Origin of the sequence: Mesotoga sp. UBA5825 (genome assembly GCF_002432955.1) — a bacterium.
Taxonomy (GTDB): Bacteria; Thermotogota; Thermotogae; order Petrotogales; family Kosmotogaceae; genus Mesotoga.
Genome location: NZ_DJHG01000072.1, coordinates 1 through 21175, shown reverse-complemented (window position 1 = coordinate 21175; position 21175 = coordinate 1). Strand labels below are relative to the sequence as shown.

Below are 21175 nucleotides of genomic sequence, written 5' to 3'. Positions count from 1 at the left end.
ATTTTACCGACCGGTAAGTAAACATCTATTGGGGGTGTTATTCATGGGTATTGTAGAAAGCATGAAAGCTTCTATGCTGAGACAGGCAGGGAAGTATGTGGGTTCAGTTGTCAGAAATTCTTCGACTGAAAATATTGGAAGGCTTTTTGGTACTGTCGCCACTTTGACAAAGGAACCGACGAAGAGCGGTCTGAAGAAACTCACTCAGATGGCCAAGGAAGAGCATCCGATGATCGTTTCCTGGCAGAATGTCTTCAAGAGATCCAGTCCTAAGGCCGTCGAAAAGGCTATGACAAATCTCGTTGTAAATGAGTTCGCATTAGGCGAGAAGATTAGACAGGAGAAGATGCTGGAGCACGAGGTTGTTATTCCTAAGCTTCTAGTAATAAGTCCAACTTACGCTTGTAATCTCAACTGTGTCGGCTGTTATGCCGGTCTTTACGGAAGAAAGTATCAGCTCTCCAAGGAAGAGGTCAGTTCGATCATCCGGCAGGCAAACGAGCTTGGGATTTACTTCTTTATCATCACCGGAGGCGAACCATTCGTCTGGCCGCATCTTCTAGAGATTTTCGAGGAGTTCAACGACTCGTATTTCCAGGTCTACACAAATGGAACGCTCATAACGAAGGAAGTCGCGAAGAAGCTTGGCGAACTTGGCAATGCGACCTTTGCCGTATCAGTGGAAGGTTTCGAAGGCGAAACTGACTGGAGACGCGGACGAGGTACCTTCAACAAGATCAAGCAAGCATGGGAAATCCTGCGAGAAGCAGGAGTAATCTACGGTACTTCTGTCACAGCGACAAGACTCAACCACGAAGTTATGATGAAGGACGAGTTCTGGCAGTTCCTGAAGGACGAGGGCGTTTCTTATGCCTGGGTATTCCAGTTCATGCCAGTCGGTATGAATCCTTCTATGGACCTTGTCCCTACGCCGGAACAGAGATATGAGAGATTCTTCAAGACCGAGCAAGAGAGGCTCGGTGGAGACTTCGCATTCGTTGCAGACTTCTGGAATCACGGATTCCTTACGAATGGCTGTCTGGCCGCCGGCGCAAAGTATCTTCACGTAAATGCAAAGGGTTACGTTGAACCTTGTGTCTTCCAGCAGTTTGCGGTTGACAGTATAAGAGAAAAGAGTCTTCTGGAGATTTTGAAGTCTCCATTCTTCACGGCATACAAGAGAATGGTGCCTTACAGCAATAATCTCTTCAGACCCTGTCCGATTATTGACAATCCGAAAGTCCTCAGAGCCATGGTGAACAAGTTCAATGCGATCCCACAGCACGATGGAAGTGAAAACGTTGTCACAGAGCTTGCCGGACAGTTGGATGAGCTTGCAGCCGGTTGGAAGGAATACGCCGACAAACTCTACTATGAGGAAGGCTTTGCCGAGACCCATCCGGCCCACAGAGGGGTTTACGATTTTGATGTTAGAATGAGAAAGTACGCTAACAACGAAGAGAAGCTTGCTATAGACAAAAAACCTTGAGGGGACGGTGGATCCGGTGCGAGCGAATTTGTCTTCTAGAGAGAGGATTATAAAAGCCGCCCGGAAGGCCTTTGCGGAAAGAGGTCACGACGGCGTAAGCATGTCTGAGATTGCCCAGATGGCAAGTGTGAAGAAGGCCCTGATCTACTACTACTTTCCCAGTAAAGAGGACCTGTTTTACGAAGTCTGGCAATACTCGATCAACGAACTTGAAGATCATGTCTTTTCGGAAACAAGAAATGAGAGTATCTACGTTTCGAAGCTGAAGAGAATTCTGAGATCGTATATTGATTTCATCACAAGCAAGAATGAGATCAAGAAGATCATGGATCAGGAGAGGGCAAACCTCAGCCGAGAAGATAATGAATCCTGGAAAAGAGTGAGAGATAGGTACCAGATCTTGAAGGAAAAACTGTCTTCGGCAATAAACGATGCCAAGACCGCACATGAGATTTCCAAAGACGTAGATCCCGATAGCGCAGCAGACCTCATATTGAATGGTTTCAGTGTAACGGAAGACCCTAACGGGCTAGAAAGCATACGAGAGATAATCTGGAGGGGCCTGGTTAGCAACTCCGGTGAATGAACCCGACAAAAAATGAGAGGGACTCTGTCCCTCTCATTTTTTCATCCCCCTTCTTTTGAAGTCAAGAACCTCTCTAAATTTTGAATATCTCTCCTCAAACTTTTTTCCAGAGATCTTAAGAAACTGAAGATAAAGCATGTCTACAATCATCAGCTGAACGATCCGAGTGACCAATCCGCCTTCTGGAAATACCAGTTTGGAATAGTAGCTTTCCAGGTTCACTTTGGAGTAACCACTGAGCATGGATCTAGCAGGCGTTATAGTGATCACTGATACACCGGACTTCTGCGAAAATCTCAGCGCATCAATAAGATCTGCGGAAGTCCCTGCACTCGAAATGGCAACTATTACCGAGTCACTTTCCAGCGTGTACGCAGAAATCATCTGCTCGTAGCCATTCTCAATCAACTTAACTCTCTTCCCGCTCTGAAGCATCTTGAGATAGAGATCATGACCGGCAAGCGCATCGAAACCAAAGGCGTAAATATCAACTATCTGCGCTTCCGCTAGTAGTCGCGCCGCAGCTTCAACATCGTCCTCGTTCAGGCGCGAATATGCCTCGCGAATCGTCGATGACACGAGTTGATCATATGCCTCAAGATCCTCGATCATTACGGAGGATTTCTCTCTTTGAACAAGTAAGTTGAGCTCGCTTGCGATCGTCAGTCTCAGTTGCGTATAACCGGAGAATCCGAGCTTCTTCGCCGCCTTGATTATCATTGAGGGAGCTACCTCCAGTCTTCTCGCCAGATCTTTAACGGGAAGGTCAAGAGCCTCCTCCGGATGACTTATTACGAAAGAGGCAATCCTCTCTTCGGTTTCTGTGAGATGATGAAGCGCTTCATTGTATGATTGAAGAAGGCTACTCATTCTTCGGTGAAGGAGCCTCGCTGTCTTTGAGTACTTCAAACCATTTCGCAAGCTCCGCGCGAATCTCAGTAGGAACATTGGATAGGAAATAAGGATCGTCGTGTGTATAATCAATCATTCCTTCTGCAATGCCGACCCTCTCGGAACTCCCGAATAGTAGCTCCCCTGCCTTGGCCTTCGCAATAGTCTCGCTAACAAGGCGGTCGATATGCTTCAGAAAGCTTGCAAGTATTACCTTCGGGTTCAATGGTATAAGGTTGGAGTCAACGGTGATCACGTATCTACCCCTAACCGACGCCTCTTCAATGACTCCAACACCACTGCCGCCCGCTATTGAAAGAATTATGTCTGCCCCTGCATCAAACTGCTTAGCTGCAAGTTCTCTTCCTCTTGATGGGTCGGACCAGCTGCCTACAACACCAAAAAGAACCTTAGCCGAGGGATTCACCGTTACAACACCAAGTTCAAAATAGGGTCTCATTATGTTCGTCATGGCAGGATAGGTGTCTCCTGCTATCAATCCCACAACGTTCTCTTCGTTCGCACCCGGCAAATCGCTTGATGTAACAAGTCCAGCGAAGATACCGGCAAGAAAGGTCATCTCGCTATCTCTGAAGGCTGCAGAGTAAGTGTTTGGTATTGGCTCCTCAATGATTCCGTCCAGTAACGCAAATTTCTGATTCGGAAACATCTGGGCTACTCGCATAACACTTGCCGGCATTCCTTCGGTAAAAGTCATAAGAAGATCGTACTTGCCGAGAGCTGCGAGGCTGACCAACATCGATTCCCATTTTGATTGATTGTAACCGCCTTCGACAATCTTGATCTCGATCTCGTCGGAAGCCATTCCGAGGGCGCCTTTCTGAACGAGCTCATATATGGCGTTCCCGCCAATCTCGCCCGTGATCAAGATCCCAACACTGAATTTCGATGCGGCTAGTGCCGCGCTAATCAGAAGAAGCAACAACAAGAATATTCTTCTCATAATCTCACGCTCCATTTTTCCCACTCAATACGATTATAGTCGTGGTGAATGAAATTCTCAAGAGCGTGAATAATATTCTTGAATCGAATTACATAGTGGAAGATGAACTTGGAGTAGGCTTCTTCATTACGAAACCTTCATACTGGTTTATATTCTGATCCAGGAGTCTGACCACTTCAGAGGAATCAACAAGCCAATGAAGCGAGAAGTCCTCTACGAGCTCAGCGACTTGAACTCTTATTTCTTCCAGATCCTGGCCTGCCATATAAGAATGGTAGGCATATGACCACACGTGAGGAGTTCTTGGACTGGACGATCTTATCTTGCCGAGATCCTCCGCAGCGAGAGCAGAGTAGACCTCTGAATACTCTCCGGGGCTGTCAACTTGCCAGCCAACTTCGCTCCAACTGAAGAAACGCTTGAAGACCGACAACTCGGTAGCTTCATGAGCCTTAACCATGTGATCATCGATGACCACAAGCTCAGCAACTCCGTCACCGTCGAGGTCGACAACATTGTCTACCTTCATAGGGTCAACTGCAACTGCGAGAGAGTACACTTTGGAGTCGATGACAGTAATGTAGAATGCTCCTAGCGGAGTAGAATAATCACCCGTCAGAAACCTGAATATCGTGGTCTTTTCACCATGGTAGGGAACATCGTTGACAATAACCGGTGTCATTATTGTCTTCCCCGCTAGAGTTCCCACTACGATCCCTTCCTTGTAGAACGTAACCACATCTGGGATACCCATAACAGGATCGCCAGACTGGAATTCGAACGTGATTCTACCCGGAAGGAGCCCATCGTAACATTTCTCGTATACCCATAATGCAGTACTCTCGAGAGTCTCCGTGTTCAGTGAAGTCGCGCTTGCTGTAACAATGGCCGTAGGCAACTCAGTAATAGCGTCTGTGCTTACCGGAACCGAAGGGATTGCGATAGAAGGTGCAAGTTCTTCTGCAGGGTCCTCGTCAAAGAAACCATCAAGTTTGAATAAGTCATCAAAAGAATCCATGGCAAGAATCTCCCTCGCCAGATCTTCGAAATAGGTAGTTACTGTAGCATCAGAAGAGTCTGTAGAATCGCTGCTCCCCGCCAGACTAGTAATCGTTATAAGGACGAACAACACAAAAAATAAATAGCGAAAAAATGGCATTCTCATACTGACAAATCACCCACATCGCAATTATACGCTATTTTCGGAAACACGAGGCCAGCGGTTTGAAGAGAAGGCCTGAGGGAGCGGAATTTCTTGATTAGAGTGCGTGAAGCTGTATCGGCTAGTCATTATGGATATCGGATAACTTTAATGATTTCTTTAACCCCACGGGCTCTTACACCGCGCTTCTTTTGGAATTCACCAGCTGACAGGCTAGTTTCTTCCGATTATTCGACCACGGTGGTAAAAGAACCCGTGGTTTTTTGCTTTTTTTGTTCAAATTACTAGACTAATCGGAGGTAAATGATTACTGGTGAAGTAACTAACGTTCAGAAAGGAATAATAGAAGTGCTCTCTGATACAGGGGATTACTTTCGGTGTCTTCTAAGGGGTAAGCTACTGAGAAAAGAGAGGACCGAGAAGAATGTAGTCACCGTCGGAGACAAGGTCGTTTTCGGAACTCTTCAGAGAGAGCGAGGTGTTATTACAGAGGTTCTTCCAAGAAAAAAGTGTCTCGTGCGAAGAGGTGCAGGAAAAAGAGGGAGGCACTTGGATCAGGTGATCGCGGCCAACGTGGATCAGGTCTTCATCGTTGTAGCAGTAAAGGATCCTCCTTACCGCAAGAGCTTGATCGAAAGATACATCACTGCGGCGAGAGGACCCGATCTAGATGTCATGATCGTCTTTAACAAAGCCGACCTTGGTATCGATAAAGAGACAGCCGCGGATATTCGAAATTATCGAGAATTGGGTTATCGGGTTTTTCTTACAAGCATTATCACCGGTGAAGGCCTTGAAGAAGTTACTTCAAGTCTGAAAGGCAAATCTTCTGTGCTTGCTGGTAGTTCTGGTGTCGGAAAGTCTTCACTAGTAAACGCAATTTGTATGACCGAAGTCAATACTGGCGAGGTAAGTAATTCTACTCATAAGGGAAAGCACACGACAACCTCATCTCAAGTACACCTTCTTCAAGATGGCGGAAAATTGATCGATGTTCCCGAAATGAGAGAGTCTGCAATCAGTGGAACGGAAGGGCTTGACGAAGTCTTTGAGGATATCGCCGAACTCTTTGCCAAGTGCAGGTTCAGAGACTGCACTCACACTGTCGAGCCAGGATGTGCCGTTCGGGAGGCTGTGACAAACGGAATTCTTGATGAGAGAAGACTGCGAAACTACTCGAAGATGAAGAAGGAATCGTGTGGCTCTTGATTCCGAACTAAATGGAGGAGTACAGATAGTTGTTGAATAAAGCCTAGTTATTCAAGTGATCGGGCCATAATTGCTTTTTAGCAATAGGTTCTAACGCTTGCTCCTTTTGCTCACTGCTAAATTGGCAGGCCCTGCTTGAAAGAGGCAAAGGATGCGTAAAGACATCTCAAGTCCTTCCCGGAACTCCGTTTCTTACAAGCGCATAGTGAATTGAGAATGCGGTGGTACGGCTGGCATTCTTTTCGTTTTTTCCCTTGTTTAGTGGTCTTCTGATTCCTTCTGTAAAAGTTGAATCTAGTTCACTAGACTAGGATCGGCTTAAAAGAGAAACCCCCACACTCTTAAAAGTGTGGGGGCAAGCAGTCAACTTCCATAATCGTCTCGCATCGGTGCAATGATCAAATGACGCGATGTATTGCGTTGGTGGAGGCGGCGAGAGTCGAACTCGCGTCCGAAACCAAATTCCTTGAAGGCTCTCCGAGCGCAGCCTGTGATCATCGTCAACAGTCAAGACTTCACAGGCAGAGTCCGACTGTCCAAGCTCCTATATGTCCCCGAGAATTCGGAGCAGATCCACGGGTAAGGTCCGATTTTCTGACGCCCTTCATAGCCCACCAGACCAAAAAGCTATTCGGACGGCTACTTATTAATTAAGCAGCAAGTGCAAATTCGTTATTGGCATTTCTGCTTGTCCGGTTTTTTGACGCGGCTCCGGGACCTCGGCTCGCTCCTTCAAGTTCATTGACCCCGTCGAAACCGTTTCGCCCCCAATGATAAGTATATCATCGGTCCGTTTGGTTGTCAGTGAGACCGTGCTTTTCAAGCTTATAGTATAGACTCCTTATGCTTATCCCGAGTTCGTTTGAGGCCTTTGTTTTATTCCAGCTGCATTTGTCAAGCACAGCCTTTATGACCTCTCTTTCATAGCCATCCATTAGCACGGAGAGTTTTCCCTCCGGGAGTTGACTACGCTTTTCGTGATTTTCAAAGACTCCCTTTATGTGAGTAACCTTTATTACCTTCTCATCCAGCTCCATACTTATCATGGCTCTGCCGATGACATTCTCCAACTCTCTAACATTTCCCGGCCAATCGTGCTTTTTAAAGATAGAGATAACGGCCGGATCGATGGCTGTTACCACTCTTCCATACTCCTGATTTAACCTCATTACAATCAGCCTGGCTACTTCGGGAATGTCTTCGGGGTGTTCCTTCAAGGCGGGGATTACAATAGGGACGACATTCAGGCGATAATAGAGATCGGGGAGAAAGTTGCCTTCCGCAACGAGTTTCTCAAGGCTGACATTTGTCGCCGCAATGACCCTCACATCCAGCTTGACCGTTTCGTTTCCACCAACAGGCTTTATCTCTTTGTCCTGAAGAAACTTCAGGAATTTGGACTGAACCGAAAGACTCATTTTCGCGACTTCATCTAGAAAGACGGTTCCTTTGTCTGCCTCTTGAAGCAGACCTTTCTTTCCACCACGGCGGGCACCTGTGAAAGCTCCTTCAACATAGCCAAACAGCTCGGATTCAAGAAGGCTTTCAGGTAATGCGGCACAGTTGACACTTATGAAGCTTGCGTCCTTCCTATCACTAGAATTATGAATGGCGTGAGCAAAGAGCTCCTTTCCCGTTCCGCTCTGGCCGTTAAGCAAGACCGTCGCCCTTGTTGTCGATACTTTTCGCGCCTGGTCTATTGCTACCTGCATTAGTTTCGAGGACCCCGCTATGTCGTCAAAGGTGTACTTGGCCTTCACGTAACGAAGAAGCCTTCGAGTGTCCTCCAGTTCCCTGGCGAGCCTTTCGATTTCAGATATGTCGTGAATCACGCCAACGCTACCCTGAAATTGTCCCTTAACAAAGAGCGGCGTCACGTTCACTACCACTTCTTTCCTGTTTGGCCCTACCTTGAGTCTTGCATTGTATATGGGTTTTCTCGTCCTGGCTACTTCAAGATGGAGAGATGAACCCTCTGCTATGTCCACGGTGGCCATCTTTCCAACTACATAGTCCGGGCTCATCCCGGTTATCCTGGTGTAAGCTTTGTTGACAAGAACAATCTTTCCCTTTTCATCCGCAACGGAAATCGCGTCATATATTGCATCTATGATCGAGGTAAGAAGCACTTCCATTTCCTTGTGGTTAATTACCTCTTCGGCCATTCTCTCTACATTCGTTATGTCGCGAAAGACGGCCATAGCAGCGTGTACTTCTCCCTTTGCATTAACGATTGGGAATCTCGATGTTACTATGGTCTTCTCTTCAAGATACTGAATTCTGTTCAGTTCTGTTTTTCCGGTCTTCAGCACTATGTGAAGCCTGGTGTTCGGAATAGTCTCCCGTACAGGAGCTCCGACTGCTTCTTCGCCGTCTACACCCAGAATATCGACCGCCTCATCGTTTATGAAAGCAATTGTCTCGTCTGAATCGACGACAATAATCCCCTCGATAAGTGAATTCAGTATCTTCTCGAAAAGCTCTCTTTCCATCACTCACCCACTTTCGGGTTCACGCCACCTTAGGGATATATGTTCCTGAAGAGCCTTACGAAGTCCTCAACATCCAGTTCTTCAGCCCTAACGTCAAGCCCGATTTTGGAAGCCTTTAGAAGGCTCTCGGGAGAATCTACGAGGCCCTTCAGGTTGTTCTTGAGCTTCTTGCGCCTTTGAGAAAAACACTGCCTGACGAAGCCTCTGTAGGCATCTCTTCTTTCTCTTTCAATCGGCGGTTCATCCAAGAGCGAAAGCTCAATGACCATGGAATCGACTTCCGGCTGAGGGATAAACTCCTTTCGCGAAACCTGGAAAAGCTCGCTCACACTTGCAAATGTATTGACGTTCACCGTCAGTATACCGTATTCCTTCGTTCGCGGTGTTGCGATCAGTCTGTCTGCATATTCTTTCTGAACCATTAGCACGGCTTTGACGAAATCCGGCCCTTCAAACATGATTCTTTCTATAATCGGAGAGGTTATGTAGTACGGGATATTAGCGATATAAGCGGCCGGTTCCGGCAGCGACGATAGATCTGCCTTGAGGAAATCCTCGTATCGCAAAGTGCACTTTTCTCCTTCAAGTCTTTTGTTTCCCTCGACAAACCTCGTGTCGATCTCAAAACCGATCACGGTATACCCCAATTCCAGTAAGATTGAAGTGAGCGAGCCTGATCCAACACCAATCTCAACTATGGTCAAAGAAGGATCCAGTGAGGCCGACTCAACGATTCTCCTGGATATCTTTGCAGATTTGAGAAAGTTCTGTCCAAGCGCCCTGTTCAGTCTTATGTTTATCGATCGTTCTCCCATCTCGCCTCCATTTCAGATAGGTTCTGAAGAAAGTGCTCTACCTAAGGAAAAACCCGTCGGAAAGACGGGTGTTTTTCTGGCGGAGAGAGTGGGATTTGAACCCACGGACGAGTTGTGCTCGTCATACGCTCTCCAGGCGTACGCCTTCGACCGCTCGGCCATCTCTCCAACAGTGCAATTATATAGATCATACTTTAAGTTGTCAACGAGATTCTGTGGTAAACTAAACCATAGGTATAGAAATGTTTATATTTGGGGGTGGTTTGATGAAGAAGCTATTCGGAACCGATGGGATAAGGGGTGTTATTAACGAAGAGCTTACGCCCGAACTTGCCATGAAGCTTGGCAACGCAATTGGAAGATACTACCTTGGAAAGTACAACAGGTTAATCATAGCTAAAGATACGAGAAACTCCGGTGACCTTCTAGAAAGCGCAATGGCTGCCGGCGCGGCCTCAGCGGGTATGAACGTTGAATTTGCAGGGGTTATCCCTACTCCCGCGCTAGCATATATCACCAAGAAGGAACAGACGCTAGGCGCAGTTATTTCCGCTTCTCACAACCCCGCTGTATATAATGGAATAAAGGTACTGGCCAAAGGAATGAAGATTTCAGACGAGGACGAGGTAGAGATAGAGAACCTGATTATCGATACCCCGTATCATTACACGGTCTACTCCGGAGTGGGCAAGACGAGGCAAGTAGATCATTACAAAGATGAGTACGTCGATTATGTGGTTAGTCTTTACAAGAATCAAAGACTTCCCAAGGACGGGATAGTTGTTGACGGCGCAAATGGCTCGATTTCTACAGTAATATCTATGGTATACGAAAGCCTAGGTATAGGTGCGGAGTTACGAGGGATCGATCCAAACGGATTGAACATAAACGACCAGTGTGGTTCGCTATTTCCTGAGTTCCTAGGAAAATCGCTCAGTCTGGGGCAGGTCGGTGTTCTATTCGACGGCGATGCCGACAGATGTCTCTTCGTTCTTCCTGGCTCGAAGTTGATTGACGGCGATATGTTGATGGCTCTGAATTCGAGAAAGATGGTCGAACAGGGAAGGCTGAAAGGAAATAGAGTCGTTGCGACGGTCATGTCTAATCTGGGCTTTGAGAAGTATCTCACTTCCAGAGACATCTTGCTGGATAGAACCAGAGTAGGCGACAAGTACGTTCTGGAAAGAATGCTGAAAACCGGAGTCATCCTTGGCGGAGAGCAATCCGGACATATCATCTTCCTAGATAGAAGCACGACGGGGGACGGGCTTATAACTTCTCTCGAAACACTGAATTCTCTTGAAGAACTTGGCGAAACACTTGATGAGTTCGTTCAGTCTTTTCCTGTTTATCCTCAGCTGCTTCGGAACGTCCCTGTTACCGACAAAAAGGCAATCATGGAAAACGCAAGGCTGAAGGACAGGCTTGAAGAACTCAAGACCAGAAACGACTTGCGGATAGTTCTAAGACCTTCGGGAACCGAATCGTACGTAAGAGTAATGGTGGAGGGTATTGAGCAGTTGGAAGTAGAACAAATCTGCCATGAGTTAGAAGAGCTTGTACAGGAGTGTAATGATGGATAGGTATATATATGTTAGAGGCGCCAGGGTACACAATCTGAAGAATGTAAACGTAGCTATCCCCAAGAACTCTTTAACAATCATTACGGGGCTTTCCGGCTCGGGAAAATCCTCGCTGGCTCTCGACACTATCTATGCAGAGGGACAGAGAAGGTATCTTGAATCTCTTTCCACATATGCAAGACAGTTTCTTGGGGAGATGAAGAAGCCGGATGTCGAGAGTATCGAAGGCCTTTCTCCGGCTATCGCTATTGAACAGAAGACCGTCAGTCATAACCCCAGATCTACAGTCGGAACGGTTACAGAGATACATGATTATCTCAGGGTGCTTTACGCAAGAGTAGGAGTTCCTCACTGCCCATCGTGCGGGCGCGAGGTTCAGAAGCAAAGTCTCGATGAGATTGTCGAGGGAGTTTTGAAGGATTACGGTGAAGAGGACAGAATAGCCATATATGCTCCCGTAGCAAACGAGAAGAAGGGAGAGTTCAAGAAGGAGCTCGAAGCTCTCAGAAAGAAAGGGTTCGTCAGGGTGGAGATTGACGGTGAGACATATGATCTTGAGGAAGAGTTGAAACTGGACAAGAATAAGAGGCACACGATAAACCTCGTTGTTGATAGACTTAGGGTAGACGCGGAAAACGCCTCAAGACTTGCTGACAGTATTGAAATGGCTCTTCATGAGGGCGATGGCTTTGTGGAAGTAGGCCTGGTTGATTCAGAAGAGAGAAAGGTCTTCAGCGAGAATTTCGCGTGCCCTGACTGCGGTATAAGCTTGCCGGAAATCTCGCCGAAGATCTTTTCGTTCAATAATCCATTCGGTGCCTGTCCAAAGTGTCACGGTTTGGGCTATACGATGGAGTTCTCGAAAGATCTTGTTGTTGATGAAAACCTCACCGTTCTCAAGGGAGCGGTGAAGACGATGTCCAACAACAGGGACAGTTTCAACCTGAAGATGATTGTGAGAGTAATAGAGTCTCTCGGAGACGACCCGGCAAAACCTTTCAAGGATCTACGAGAGGACATCAAGGAAGCCATCCTTTTCGGAACCAGCAGAGACATCTCCATGAAGTATCATTCCGATCGCCTGACATATGAGCTGAAGAGACCGTATGAAGGAGTTATAAACAACCTCAATAGAAGATATCAGGAAACTCAATCTGAAGACATGCGTTACTGGATGGAGAGCAACTTCATGGTACAGCAAGGCTGCACTCAATGTAATGGCCAGCGTTTGAGACCCGAGGCTCTCGCCGTAACTCTAGGAAATCTGAACATTGCCAGTCTATCGGAAATGACAATCCAGGAGATCTACGACTTCATGAGAGAGATCAGATTGACTGATTATCAGCGCGAGATCGTTGGGGAACTCCTCAGAGAGATAGAGAAGCGGCTCAAATTCCTTGTTGATGTGGGGCTTGACTACATCACGCTATCTAGATACGCTATGACGCTTTCCGGCGGCGAATCGCAAAGAATCAGACTCGCGACTCAAATAGGCTCCGGGCTTACCGGCGTAACCTATGTTCTTGATGAGCCGACAATCGGCTTGCACTCTAGAGACAACGACAGGCTTATAAAGACTCTGAAGAATCTCAGAGATCTAGGAAACACTGTTATAGTTGTGGAGCACGATGAAGAAGTCATAAGGAGTTCTGACTATATTGTGGACGTAGGGCCTGGAGCGGGCGTTCATGGGGGAGAGATAGTCTACCAGGGGACCACCCAGGCGTTGCTCGGCAATCCGCCTGATCGTTCTCTCACCGGCAAGTATCTTAATGGCGAGCTTTCCGTTCCCAGATTCGAAGTGCCCGTTAACGCAAACGGAAAGCATCTTACCGTCAAACACGCCACAAAAAACAATCTCAAGGGCATCGATGTTTCATTCCCGTTAGGCAAGTTCATAACGGTAACCGGTGTTTCAGGGAGCGGCAAAAGCTCTCTGGTAATGGATACCGTTTATCCATCACTTAAGAGTGTTCTTGGAGGATCGAACTCTACCGGTGAGAAGCTAGCGGAACTAGAGGGATGGGAAGAAGTTGACAATGTCATTGTCATAGATCAGAACCCCATCGGAAGAACTCCAAGATCGAACCCCGCAACTTATACCGGGCTTTTCGATCATGTTAGGGATCTCTTTGCAAAGACTCAAGAGTCAAGAGCGAGAGGCTACAGCAAGGGACGTTTTTCCTTCAATGTGAAAGGCGGGCGATGCGAAGCCTGTCAGGGCCACGGGTTGTTGAAAATCGAAATGCAATTCCTCCCCGATGTCTATGTCGAGTGCGATGTATGTAAGGGAAGAAGATACAACAAGGAGACATTGGAGATACGCTACAGAGGGAAGACGATATCTGATGTTCTTAACATGACCGTAGAGGAAGCCTCTGATTTCTTCGAGCGAATCCCAATGTTGAACAGAATTCTCTCACTTCTGAATGATGTAGGTCTGGGATATGTACGCCTCGGACAACCGGCCACTACCCTTTCCGGAGGAGAGGCACAGAGGATTAAGCTCGCCTCTGAGTTGAAGAAGAAATCCACCGGCAAGACCTTCTACATCCTTGATGAACCTACTACCGGATTGCACTTCGATGACGTTGCCAAGCTTGTTCGAGTACTGAAGCGACTCGTCGAAATGGGCAACACAGTGGTAGTTGTTGAGCACAACATTGACGTGGTGAAGAATGCAGATCACATAATAGATCTCGGACCTGAAGGCGGGGCGCACGGCGGAGAAATAGTGGTTTGCGGGACGCCAGAAGAGGTTGCCGAATATAGACAGAGTCACACCGGTTACTATCTCAAGAAGCAGCTCTCGCAGCTTGAAACGTTTTGATACTGAGCCGATGTTCCTCGGCGCCTTGCGTCAACAGACTGGTTTCTAAATTCCCGCCTTCTCGTGAGCGTAGCAAACGTCTCGACAATGCTCTTTCTCGATTGATCTTATCAGAGGACGGATCCGTGCTCTTGGACGGTCAACGGAGGCCTGTTCTCATGTGGTACGGGGTTAGTCGTCGGTGATTATTCCAACTCTTCTGAAAGGAATCGCAGACAATAGACTCCATACAATAAGATAAGGCATAATTGAATAGGGTTAGATGACCAGTCTTGTAGACGTGTCGTGGCCCCTGGTGACAATTGATCCTGAACAGTATGGCCAAGCATTGCCTGGAGGTTGAGCGTTGGAGATAACGGTTGCTGAAGGAAGCGGCATCGAGCTCCTGTTGTTTTTATTCAGAGTGAATAATCATGAGAAAATGGCCCATAACGATGGTGAGTCATATGAACAGCTTTCGGAGTTGGTCTTCAATGCGCGACTTTCGATCTCTCGCAAATCTCTTGAGTGGCTCGGAAAGTTCTTCAGCTGGGAGGGGTTCCTGGGTCTCAGGATAGTCCCTTACCTGTTTATGGATGGTTCGCCCTCTCCTTCAGATCTTGTCGCGATTATCAGAAAGACTTCGCCCGAAAGACTCCTTTCTATGTTTCTTTGCGATGATTTCGAGAGTCCTGGAGAGCCCACAGATGTTTTCGTGAAATCTCTCGAGGAAGATGAAAGACGTGCTCTTGGGTACGTTTCTTCTATCTCTAATCTTCCTTCCTCAGATAGATACGAAGCGTTGGAGATGCTTCAACACCAGGCTGAAACTGCTGGGTCTTTCGTCGAATTGCTTGAATATGCCAGGAGCAAGCTGGATTCTTTTCGGGGATTTGAGGAAATCATCCATAGTTCAGCAAATCTCGTCAATGAGAACCTGAATAGTCTCGGAAGCAGCTTCATTCCATTTCTACTGGGTATCGAAACCAAGTCGTTGTCAGTAGAGAGAATTAGGCTCTACATCTCGGCGTCACTCGGAGGTTCGGTGATTAAAATCGATGTTCCCGAAAGAAATGCGATTATCTCACTTGCAGGCGTCGACAGAATAAGCAGGAGGAGTCTTCTGTTTGAGACGGGAAGCGGTGCAAGTCTGGCCGGTGCCATGGCTGAACGGAAATCGCTCGATCTTCTTCATCTTCTTCTGCAGTCAAGACAAAGTGTCTCCAGTATTCTTGAATTATGCGACCTGCATCCCCATGAGGCGATCGATATCCTTGCGGCACTTTCTAGGCAGGGATTGGTAATTCCCGAGATTCAAGATAAGAACCTTGTCTTCCGGACAGAAGAAGGAATCGTGGACGACGCTCTTGAAGAAATTCGGAGCCAGATAATCGGAAAAGCGGGCGAGTAACGCCCGCTACAAAAGTGTCTTTGCTAGAAAATCAGAGGAAACTGAAAAGAGTTCTTCTATCCAATCAATTCTCTGATACTTGTGATTCGCTCCCTCAACCGTATGGAGCTTCAATCCTCTGTCGAAGGCATACTTCTTGACAGGAAGATATGGTACTGATTCATCGTCGGATCCGTGAACTATGAGAAGATCTCCGTCATAGCTTTTCAATTCTTCCGAAGCGTCGACACTACGACCGTCGTCGAAGAAGATAGATCCGAGTTTCAATCCGAGTACGTCCTTATAATCTTCGGCAGACTCGAAAGTGTAATCTTTGCGGTTGAAGAACTCCTGGTTCATTATGACGGGAGACCAGAGAAGAAGGGCTTTTATTTCAGGGTGCCTGCCAGCAAACAGTGAGCCGACCATCCCACCTAAGCTGTAGCCTACGACACCCAGTCTGTCCGAACACCATTCCCGTGACCGGACGAATGAGTAGACCTCTTCTGCATCCCTCAGCTCTGTGAGCGGTGACATCTCGCTGAATTCTCCTTCGCTATCTCCTGAGCCCCTGAAGTCGAATCTTACGGTAGCTATCCCCTTCTCGACCAATCTCCTCGATAATCGAGGGAATTTGAACGTTGACACGATGTGTTCGCCTGTAAATCCGTGAAACATAAGGACCGTAGAAAAGCTTTTCCCTGTTGCTGGGCGCTCAATAATTCCGAATATCCTTTTTCCCTTCTCGCCGAGTGTGAAACTCTCCAAAATAGACAAATCAATCCCTCACTTCATCTCAGACCCAGTTTTAACTCGATGTACCCTTTTGTTCCTTCATCTATTGAGGCCTTTCCAGTCGCCTCGTCCCAAGTAAGTATTACAACTCCGCCGCCGTTCTCGATTTCCAGATTTCCTGTACTCGTTCCAGAAACTGACCTGCCGCCATTTTCAAGTTCAACCACCCATGGCAGTTTCTCGAAAAGCAACTTGTAGCTCTCTATAGATGAGTGAGTGATCTCCTTTTTTGCAAGGACAATGACCAGCAATCCTCCATTTTCCACGTAATCAACAATGAAATCGATCTGTTTCTCTGAGATCTCCATAAAGTCCTTCATGAAAGTATCTGAATCAGGCAAGGGAAGAATCAGCACCTGACCGCTGAAAGTAGTTTTCTCCGTCAACTCCCCAATTACTGGTCTCACTTCACCCCCGAGTTCCAGAAAGAACTGCGTCAAAGGCTTCAATTCAGTCACAAAGTAGTTCTCGTGAGAAGTATCCAGGTGCGCTAAGAAGCTTACGAAATCAACGTTGATTCTGAATGCAAGTTCACCGTCAACGAAGAAGTCTAGGGCCGCTTCTTCCGTTTCAAGAGTCTCAGTTATTTCCGCACAAGTCATAGAAGAGACTTCATAGTCTTTATCCAAAATAGTCTTCTCTCCGCTCTTCACTTCAACGGAAATCAGTTGATCCTCTCGAAGAGAGTTGATGAGGTCGAAGCCGATTTCAAATGGAAGCCCCTTCACCGGCTTTGGATTGATTGTTCTCGCATTCAGAAGATATTTGTTAGTGCTGCTTTGAAACCAGATTGGCGACGAGACGATTTCATTCCCATCGATTTGGTCGATCTTTACGAAGTACCAGTTGTATGAAAGCGGATTATCAACGTTCAGTTCTATGATCCACTCATCACCGGAAACGTCAAGTTCAATGACTCCATTGTTGCTGTATACTGCGGCCCTTCTTACAGGTTCCCCGGGATCGCTATACTCAACACGCAGAGTTGCCTTATGAATGTCGTACAGAATGTCGCCCATCTTTGCCACTTCAGTGACGAATGCTATGTAGGCGTTTCTATCTTCTGTGGCATAGATGTTTCTTGTCTTGAGAGCTTCGTAAACCTTATCCGTAGTCAACTCATCAATAACGAACGCAGTTCTTGCGTCATTAACAGTAGCCCACTGCTTTTGATGATTGTCTTGATTGGCAGAGGCTCCCACGTGCCAACCCCGATTCAGTGCTCGCTGATATCTTTCGAAATACTCTTCCTTAATCACATTGTTCGAATTGGACCCTGCCCCGTTTCCTACTTCAATAGTGTTTATATAAAGATCAACTTTAGGAAAGTATTCGAAATCGAAGAAATCACCGTACTTCCTTCCAGGGTGGCAGAATTGAGCAGTTGCCTCTCTATCCACTATCCACTGATAAATATCGTAAAGGTCTGTAGTGCTTCTGTCAATCCATTCCGATGTGTTGTAGATCGTTATATGACCGCGACTTGTCAATGTCCATTCAAAGCCAGATATGGCGATGAACTCACCTTCCACGGTGTACTTCTTTGCCATCTCAATAATCCTATCCAGCTTCCACGAACCATCTGTCAATTTGTAGTTTAGATCGTGGTCATGGTCGGTTATTGCCTGTATGTCAACAACACCGGAATTTCTTGCGTGTTCGAAGGCTTCTTCTGGAGTACCTTGACCGTCAGAATACGAAGTGTGTGCGTGGATGTTTCCAAAGAAAACTTGACCAAAGATAAGTGTGGCGGCAACGAGGAAAACAATTACCAGAAACTTCTTCATAACATCACCTCTAAAAAAGAGGGCAGCCAACGCTGCCCTCAGCATGTTCACAATGGATCAAAAGTAGTAGTCGTCGAGTACGTACTGAGCTTCTTTATGTAGATTCTTCAGAATTGCATCAACGTCTTTTGTCGGGTTAGACATTGCATCTTCCCAGGCAGAAGTTATCATTGCATGTACTTCTGGATATGGTCCATACCAAGGTCTCCTAACAGCGCTGTCTCTCAGCTGTTGATAAGTGAGAGCAAATCTTGGATCGTCTGTCATGATCTTCTGAATCTCCGGAGACTCGAAGGCAGAGATTCTGCTGGTCATGTAACCCGTGGCCAGTGACCATCTCTTCGTATTCTCAGTAGCAGTGAGGAATTTCAGGAACTCCCAAGCTGCATCCTTCTCTGCCTGAGGTCTTGCGGAGAACATAAAGACATTGGCTCCACCGATCGGAACAACTTCCTTAACCTGACTGGGCATCGTAGTTGCGCCAAGATCAAACTTTGCGTTCTGTATAAGATAACCAAGACTACCGGTTGAACGGACTACCATCGCGATTCTTCCAGACAAGTCTAGTTCATTTCCGCCGCTAACTCCGAATATGAATATTCCTTCCCTAACTCCCTTCTGGAAGAAATTCCATGCCGCAACTGTCTCCGGAGAGTAAATAAGCATTTCTCTTCCGTCTTCCGAGATGATCTGCCCACCGAACTGCCAGATGTAGGCTTCGAGAAGCCAGTCGTCAATTCCAAATCTGTAACCGAAGATATCTTCGCCCAACGTCTTTATCTGCTTGGCGGCGGCATAGACCTCTGTCCAGGTCTTTGGAGGATTGTCTGGATCAAGGCCCGCCTGTCTGAAGAGATCCCTGTTGATGTACATCAACGGGGTGCTGCAGTTCAACGGGAACCCAAGCAATCCCTGTTCATAGGTATTTGCCTGGATGAATCTCGGCCAGAAATCGTCGAGTGTTGCAGCAAATTCTGGATCTCTTTCGATGAAGTAATTGAGATCCTGGAATACACCTCCATCAACAAACTGACCTATCCTTGCCTGCTCAATCTGTGCAAGATTTGGAACGTCACCAGCTACCATGGCTGCAAGAAGCTTCTGCATGGTATCCTGGTAATTTCCCGTGTAAACAGCCTCAACCTCAATCTCTCCCTTATGCAGTTCATTGAACTCCGCTGCAATATCCAGGAGTGTCTGGGAGTATATGCCCGTCTGGGCATACCACATTGTTACCTTCACCGGTGCAGCGAATCCTATCGCAGCAACGGCTACTAGAAGTGCGATTAGAAATGTTCTTTTCATAAAAAAACCTCCCCTTTCGAAATTTGGGTCACTCTTTCAACCCCGAAATACTTATACCTTCCACAAACTGCTTTTGAACAAAGAAGAACATGACTATAATCGGAATTACAGCCGTCGTGGAGGCCGCCATTCGCAGTGTCCACTGAGTCTCCCAACCGCTAACAAACTGGGAAATACCAACTTGAATCATCTGCTTCTTTGCATCATTGATTACTATCAACGGCCACATGTATTCATTCCAGTGTGCAAGAAATGTGTATAAAGCCATAGTATAGAGAGCCGGCTTAGATAACGGCAGTATAATCCTCACAAAAATCTTCATTCTGCTTGCTCCATCTATGATTGCTGCCTCTTCAAGTTCTCTTGGAATACCCATGAAGAATTGACGCAATAGAAATATCCCAAAGGCCGAACTCATAAACGGAACAATGAGCGCCAGGTACTTATCGATGAAACCGAATTGTTTGACTAACACATAAAGTGGAACCATGGTAACTTCAGGCGGTACCATTAGAGTTCCGATCAAGATCATGAAAACGATATTGGCTCCTCTGAACTTTATCCTGGCTAGCCCGTAAGCCGCAAGCGAGTTAAAGATCAACTGGAGGAACATTACAGTAAGAGCTACAAAGAGCGTGTTCCCAATATATCTGGCAAGTGGAATGAGTTCAAAAGCCTTCACGAAATTCCGCAAGTCGAAGATTGTCGGCAGAAAGCTTGGCGGAATCGAAAAAGCGGCATCTTCTGTTTTGAACGAGGTAACAAGCATCCAGAAGAAAGGAAGATTGATGATTACCGCTACAAAAACGATCGCTGCGTAGACAATTAGCCTTATCGGCAGGGCAGGTTTTCTTCTCATTGATAATGCACCCTCCTTTTGCTCAGCCTAAACTGCAACAGGGTGAGTATGATCATCATAGCAAACATAACAACAGCAATCGCCGATGCGTATCCGAATTTCAGATAACGGAATGCATTCTCATACAGATAATAGGTAATAACCTGTGTGCTCTTCGCCGGTCCTCCGCTCGTCATAACAGAAACGGAGACGAACACCCTGAACGAAGCGATGAACTGCATAATGAAAACGAACAGAGTCGTCGGCGATAAAAGAGGGAGCGTGATCCTCCTGAATTTGCTCCACGCAGTAGCTCCGTCTATCTCAGCCGCTTCGTAGTAGCTTCTTGGTATAGTCTGCAACCCGGCGAGGAAGAGAAACATGTTATAACCNNGAGAACCATGTTATAACCTATACGCTTCCAGACACCGACGATTATCAATGCAAGAAGCGAATAATTCGGATCACTTAACCATTTGATGTTCTTTATACCAAAGAAAGACAGGAAATAGTTAATTAACCCGAAATTCGGCTCATACAGCCAACCCCATATTACTGCAGCAGCGGCCATTGAAGTGATAACCGGAATGTAGAAGAGCGTCCTGAAGATTCCTCTTCCCTTTATCCATTCAATATTGAGAAGAGCTGCCAGTAAGAGCCCAATGATAACCGAAGGAATGACCGTACCAAGAATGTAGATGCCTGTTACACTCATGGAGTTCCAGAAGTCGGCCGACGAAAAAAGTCTTTCATAGTTCTGAAATCCTACATACCTCATTGGCCTAATCATGTTCCAGCTAAAGAAAGAGACATAGAAAGCCCACACAAGTGGCAAATAAATGAATATCACCTGAACTACCAACGCTGGTAAGACAGTTGCCCAGCCGGTAAGCGCTTCCCGAGTTCGGCGCCGCAAATACATCACCCCACTGTTCCGAATATGAAAGAAACTGCTGCACGAAACTATGACTAACAAACATCAGGGAAAGATCACTCAAAATAAAAAAAGCCGCAACCTCATAACTGGCACGACTTTCTCATCATCTCTGTCACGCTGGAA

At 46.7% G+C, this 21175-nt stretch carries 16 protein-coding genes, 1 tRNA gene and 1 other RNA gene; 6 read left to right on the top strand and 12 right to left on the bottom strand.

The genetic code is table 11. From position 1 onward, the window contains the following. Positions 1-43: 43 nt before the first annotated feature. The gene (locus tag B3N33_RS07400) at positions 44-1489 is read left to right on the top strand and encodes a radical SAM protein (RefSeq protein ID WP_099829451.1); all 1446 of its coding nucleotides are present in this window, start codon (positions 44-46) and stop codon (positions 1487-1489) included. A gap of 16 nt (positions 1490-1505) precedes the next feature. Next, positions 1506-2075, top strand: coding sequence for a TetR/AcrR family transcriptional regulator (locus B3N33_RS07395; RefSeq protein ID WP_099829547.1), 570 nt, complete (start codon positions 1506-1508; stop codon positions 2073-2075). A 33-nt stretch (positions 2076-2108) separates the two neighbouring features. Here the strand turns inward: B3N33_RS07395 and B3N33_RS07390 are convergent, their stop codons facing one another. From B3N33_RS07390 to B3N33_RS07380, 3 genes are all read right to left on the bottom strand, one after another. Beyond that, positions 2109-2945 (bottom strand): MurR/RpiR family transcriptional regulator, encoded by an 837-nt coding sequence (locus B3N33_RS07390; RefSeq protein WP_292590309.1) that lies wholly within the window; start codon positions 2943-2945, stop codon positions 2109-2111. After that, positions 2938-3930 carry a BMP family ABC transporter substrate-binding protein gene (locus B3N33_RS07385; protein WP_292592770.1) on the bottom strand — a complete coding sequence of 331 codons (993 nt, stop codon included), beginning with the start codon at positions 3928-3930 and terminating at the stop codon, positions 2938-2940. Before B3N33_RS07385 ends, B3N33_RS07390 begins: the two co-directional genes overlap by 8 nt. Positions 3931-4018: 88 nt before the next feature. Then, positions 4019-5095 (bottom strand): hypothetical protein, encoded by a 1077-nt coding sequence (locus B3N33_RS07380; protein ID WP_292592767.1) that lies wholly within the window; start codon positions 5093-5095, stop codon positions 4019-4021. Positions 5096-5395: 300 nt separating this feature from the next. Here B3N33_RS07380 and rsgA point away from each other — a divergent pair, with 300 nt between their 5' ends. Further along, entirely contained in the window at positions 5396-6301 is a 906-nt protein-coding gene (rsgA, locus tag B3N33_RS07375) for a ribosome small subunit-dependent GTPase A (RefSeq protein WP_292590312.1), read from the top strand. Positions 6302-6722: 421 nt separating this feature from the next. Here rsgA and ssrA read toward each other — a convergent pair. The 4 genes from ssrA to B3N33_RS07355 form a co-directional block, all read right to left on the bottom strand. Beyond that, positions 6723-7070: a transfer-messenger RNA gene (gene ssrA, locus B3N33_RS07370) on the bottom strand. A gap of 13 nt (positions 7071-7083) precedes the next feature. After that, positions 7084-8793 (bottom strand): sigma-54 interaction domain-containing protein, encoded by a 1710-nt coding sequence (locus tag B3N33_RS07365; protein ID WP_292592764.1) that lies wholly within the window; start codon positions 8791-8793, stop codon positions 7084-7086. Positions 8794-8822: 29 nt separating this feature from the next. Further along, the gene (gene rsmA, locus B3N33_RS07360) at positions 8823-9608 is read right to left on the bottom strand and encodes a 16S rRNA (adenine(1518)-N(6)/adenine(1519)-N(6))-dimethyltransferase RsmA (RefSeq protein ID WP_292592761.1); all 786 of its coding nucleotides are present in this window, start codon (positions 9606-9608) and stop codon (positions 8823-8825) included. A gap of 77 nt (positions 9609-9685) precedes the next feature. Further along, positions 9686-9776 (bottom strand) — tRNA-Ser (locus tag B3N33_RS07355). A 98-nt stretch (positions 9777-9874) separates the two neighbouring features. Between B3N33_RS07355 and B3N33_RS07350 the strand changes: the two genes are divergently transcribed. The 3 genes from B3N33_RS07350 (at position 9875) to B3N33_RS07340 (ending at position 15411) form a co-directional block, all read left to right on the top strand. Next, positions 9875-11191: a phosphoglucosamine mutase gene (locus tag B3N33_RS07350; protein WP_292592758.1), complete on the top strand. Its 1317-nt coding sequence runs from the start codon at positions 9875-9877 to the stop codon at positions 11189-11191. After that, on the top strand, positions 11184-14021 hold the full coding sequence (gene uvrA / locus B3N33_RS07345) for an excinuclease ABC subunit UvrA (protein ID WP_292592756.1): 2838 nt from the start codon (positions 11184-11186) through the stop codon (positions 14019-14021). The genes B3N33_RS07350 and uvrA overlap by 8 nt, the downstream gene beginning before the upstream one ends. Positions 14022-14367: 346 nt before the next feature. Beyond that, the gene (locus tag B3N33_RS07340) at positions 14368-15411 is read left to right on the top strand and encodes a hypothetical protein (RefSeq protein WP_292592754.1); all 1044 of its coding nucleotides are present in this window, start codon (positions 14368-14370) and stop codon (positions 15409-15411) included. A 6-nt stretch (positions 15412-15417) separates the two neighbouring features. Here the strand turns inward: B3N33_RS07340 and B3N33_RS07335 are convergent, their stop codons facing one another. Genes B3N33_RS07335 through B3N33_RS07315 form a run of 5 tightly spaced genes read right to left on the bottom strand, consistent with a single transcriptional unit; the run spans position 15418 to position 20498 of the window. Then, positions 15418-16167, bottom strand: a complete 750-nt coding sequence (locus B3N33_RS07335; protein ID WP_292592752.1) for an alpha/beta hydrolase family protein — start codon at positions 16165-16167, stop codon at positions 15418-15420. 14 nt (positions 16168-16181) lie between these two features. Further along, entirely contained in the window at positions 16182-17972 is a 1791-nt protein-coding gene (locus B3N33_RS07330; protein ID WP_292592750.1) for a CehA/McbA family metallohydrolase, read from the bottom strand. A 57-nt stretch (positions 17973-18029) separates the two neighbouring features. Then, positions 18030-19277 (bottom strand): ABC transporter substrate-binding protein, encoded by a 1248-nt coding sequence (locus B3N33_RS07325; protein WP_292590317.1) that lies wholly within the window; start codon positions 19275-19277, stop codon positions 18030-18032. 28 nt (positions 19278-19305) lie between these two features. Continuing rightward, on the bottom strand, positions 19306-20136 hold the full coding sequence (locus B3N33_RS07320) for a carbohydrate ABC transporter permease (RefSeq protein WP_214061023.1): 831 nt from the start codon (positions 20134-20136) through the stop codon (positions 19306-19308). Next, positions 20133-20498 (bottom strand): carbohydrate ABC transporter permease, encoded by a 366-nt coding sequence (locus tag B3N33_RS07315; RefSeq protein ID WP_292592748.1) that lies wholly within the window; start codon positions 20496-20498, stop codon positions 20133-20135. The genes B3N33_RS07320 and B3N33_RS07315 overlap by 4 nt, the downstream gene beginning before the upstream one ends. Positions 20499-21175 lie beyond the last annotated feature (677 nt).

Excerpts from the sequence above, each read along its gene's own strand:
- B3N33_RS07400 (WP_099829451.1), top strand. The coding sequence starts at position 44 with ATGGGTATTGTAGAAAGCATGAAAGCTTCTATGCTGAGACAGGCAGGG.
- B3N33_RS07390 (WP_292590309.1), bottom strand. The coding sequence starts at position 2,945 with ATGAGTAGCCTTCTTCAATCATACAATGAAGCGCTTCATCATCTCACA.
- B3N33_RS07385 (WP_292592770.1), bottom strand. The coding sequence starts at position 3,930 with ATGAGAAGAATATTCTTGTTGTTGCTTCTTCTGATTAGCGCGGCACTA.
- B3N33_RS07380 (WP_292592767.1), bottom strand. The coding sequence starts at position 5,095 with ATGAGAATGCCATTTTTTCGCTATTTATTTTTTGTGTTGTTCGTCCTT.
- rsgA (WP_292590312.1), top strand. The coding sequence starts at position 5,396 with ATGATTACTGGTGAAGTAACTAACGTTCAGAAAGGAATAATAGAAGTG.
- B3N33_RS07365 (WP_292592764.1), bottom strand. The coding sequence starts at position 8,793 with ATGGAAAGAGAGCTTTTCGAGAAGATACTGAATTCACTTATCGAGGGG.
- rsmA (WP_292592761.1), bottom strand. The coding sequence starts at position 9,608 with ATGGGAGAACGATCGATAAACATAAGACTGAACAGGGCGCTTGGACAG.
- B3N33_RS07350 (WP_292592758.1), top strand. The coding sequence starts at position 9,875 with ATGAAGAAGCTATTCGGAACCGATGGGATAAGGGGTGTTATTAACGAA.
- uvrA (WP_292592756.1), top strand. The coding sequence starts at position 11,184 with ATGGATAGGTATATATATGTTAGAGGCGCCAGGGTACACAATCTGAAG.
- B3N33_RS07330 (WP_292592750.1), bottom strand. The coding sequence starts at position 17,972 with ATGAAGAAGTTTCTGGTAATTGTTTTCCTCGTTGCCGCCACACTTATC.
- B3N33_RS07325 (WP_292590317.1), bottom strand. The coding sequence starts at position 19,277 with ATGAAAAGAACATTTCTAATCGCACTTCTAGTAGCCGTTGCTGCGATA.
- B3N33_RS07320 (WP_214061023.1), bottom strand. The coding sequence starts at position 20,136 with ATGAGAAGAAAACCTGCCCTGCCGATAAGGCTAATTGTCTACGCAGCG.
- B3N33_RS07315 (WP_292592748.1), bottom strand. The coding sequence starts at position 20,498 with ATGTTTCTCTTCCTCGCCGGGTTGCAGACTATACCAAGAAGCTACTAC.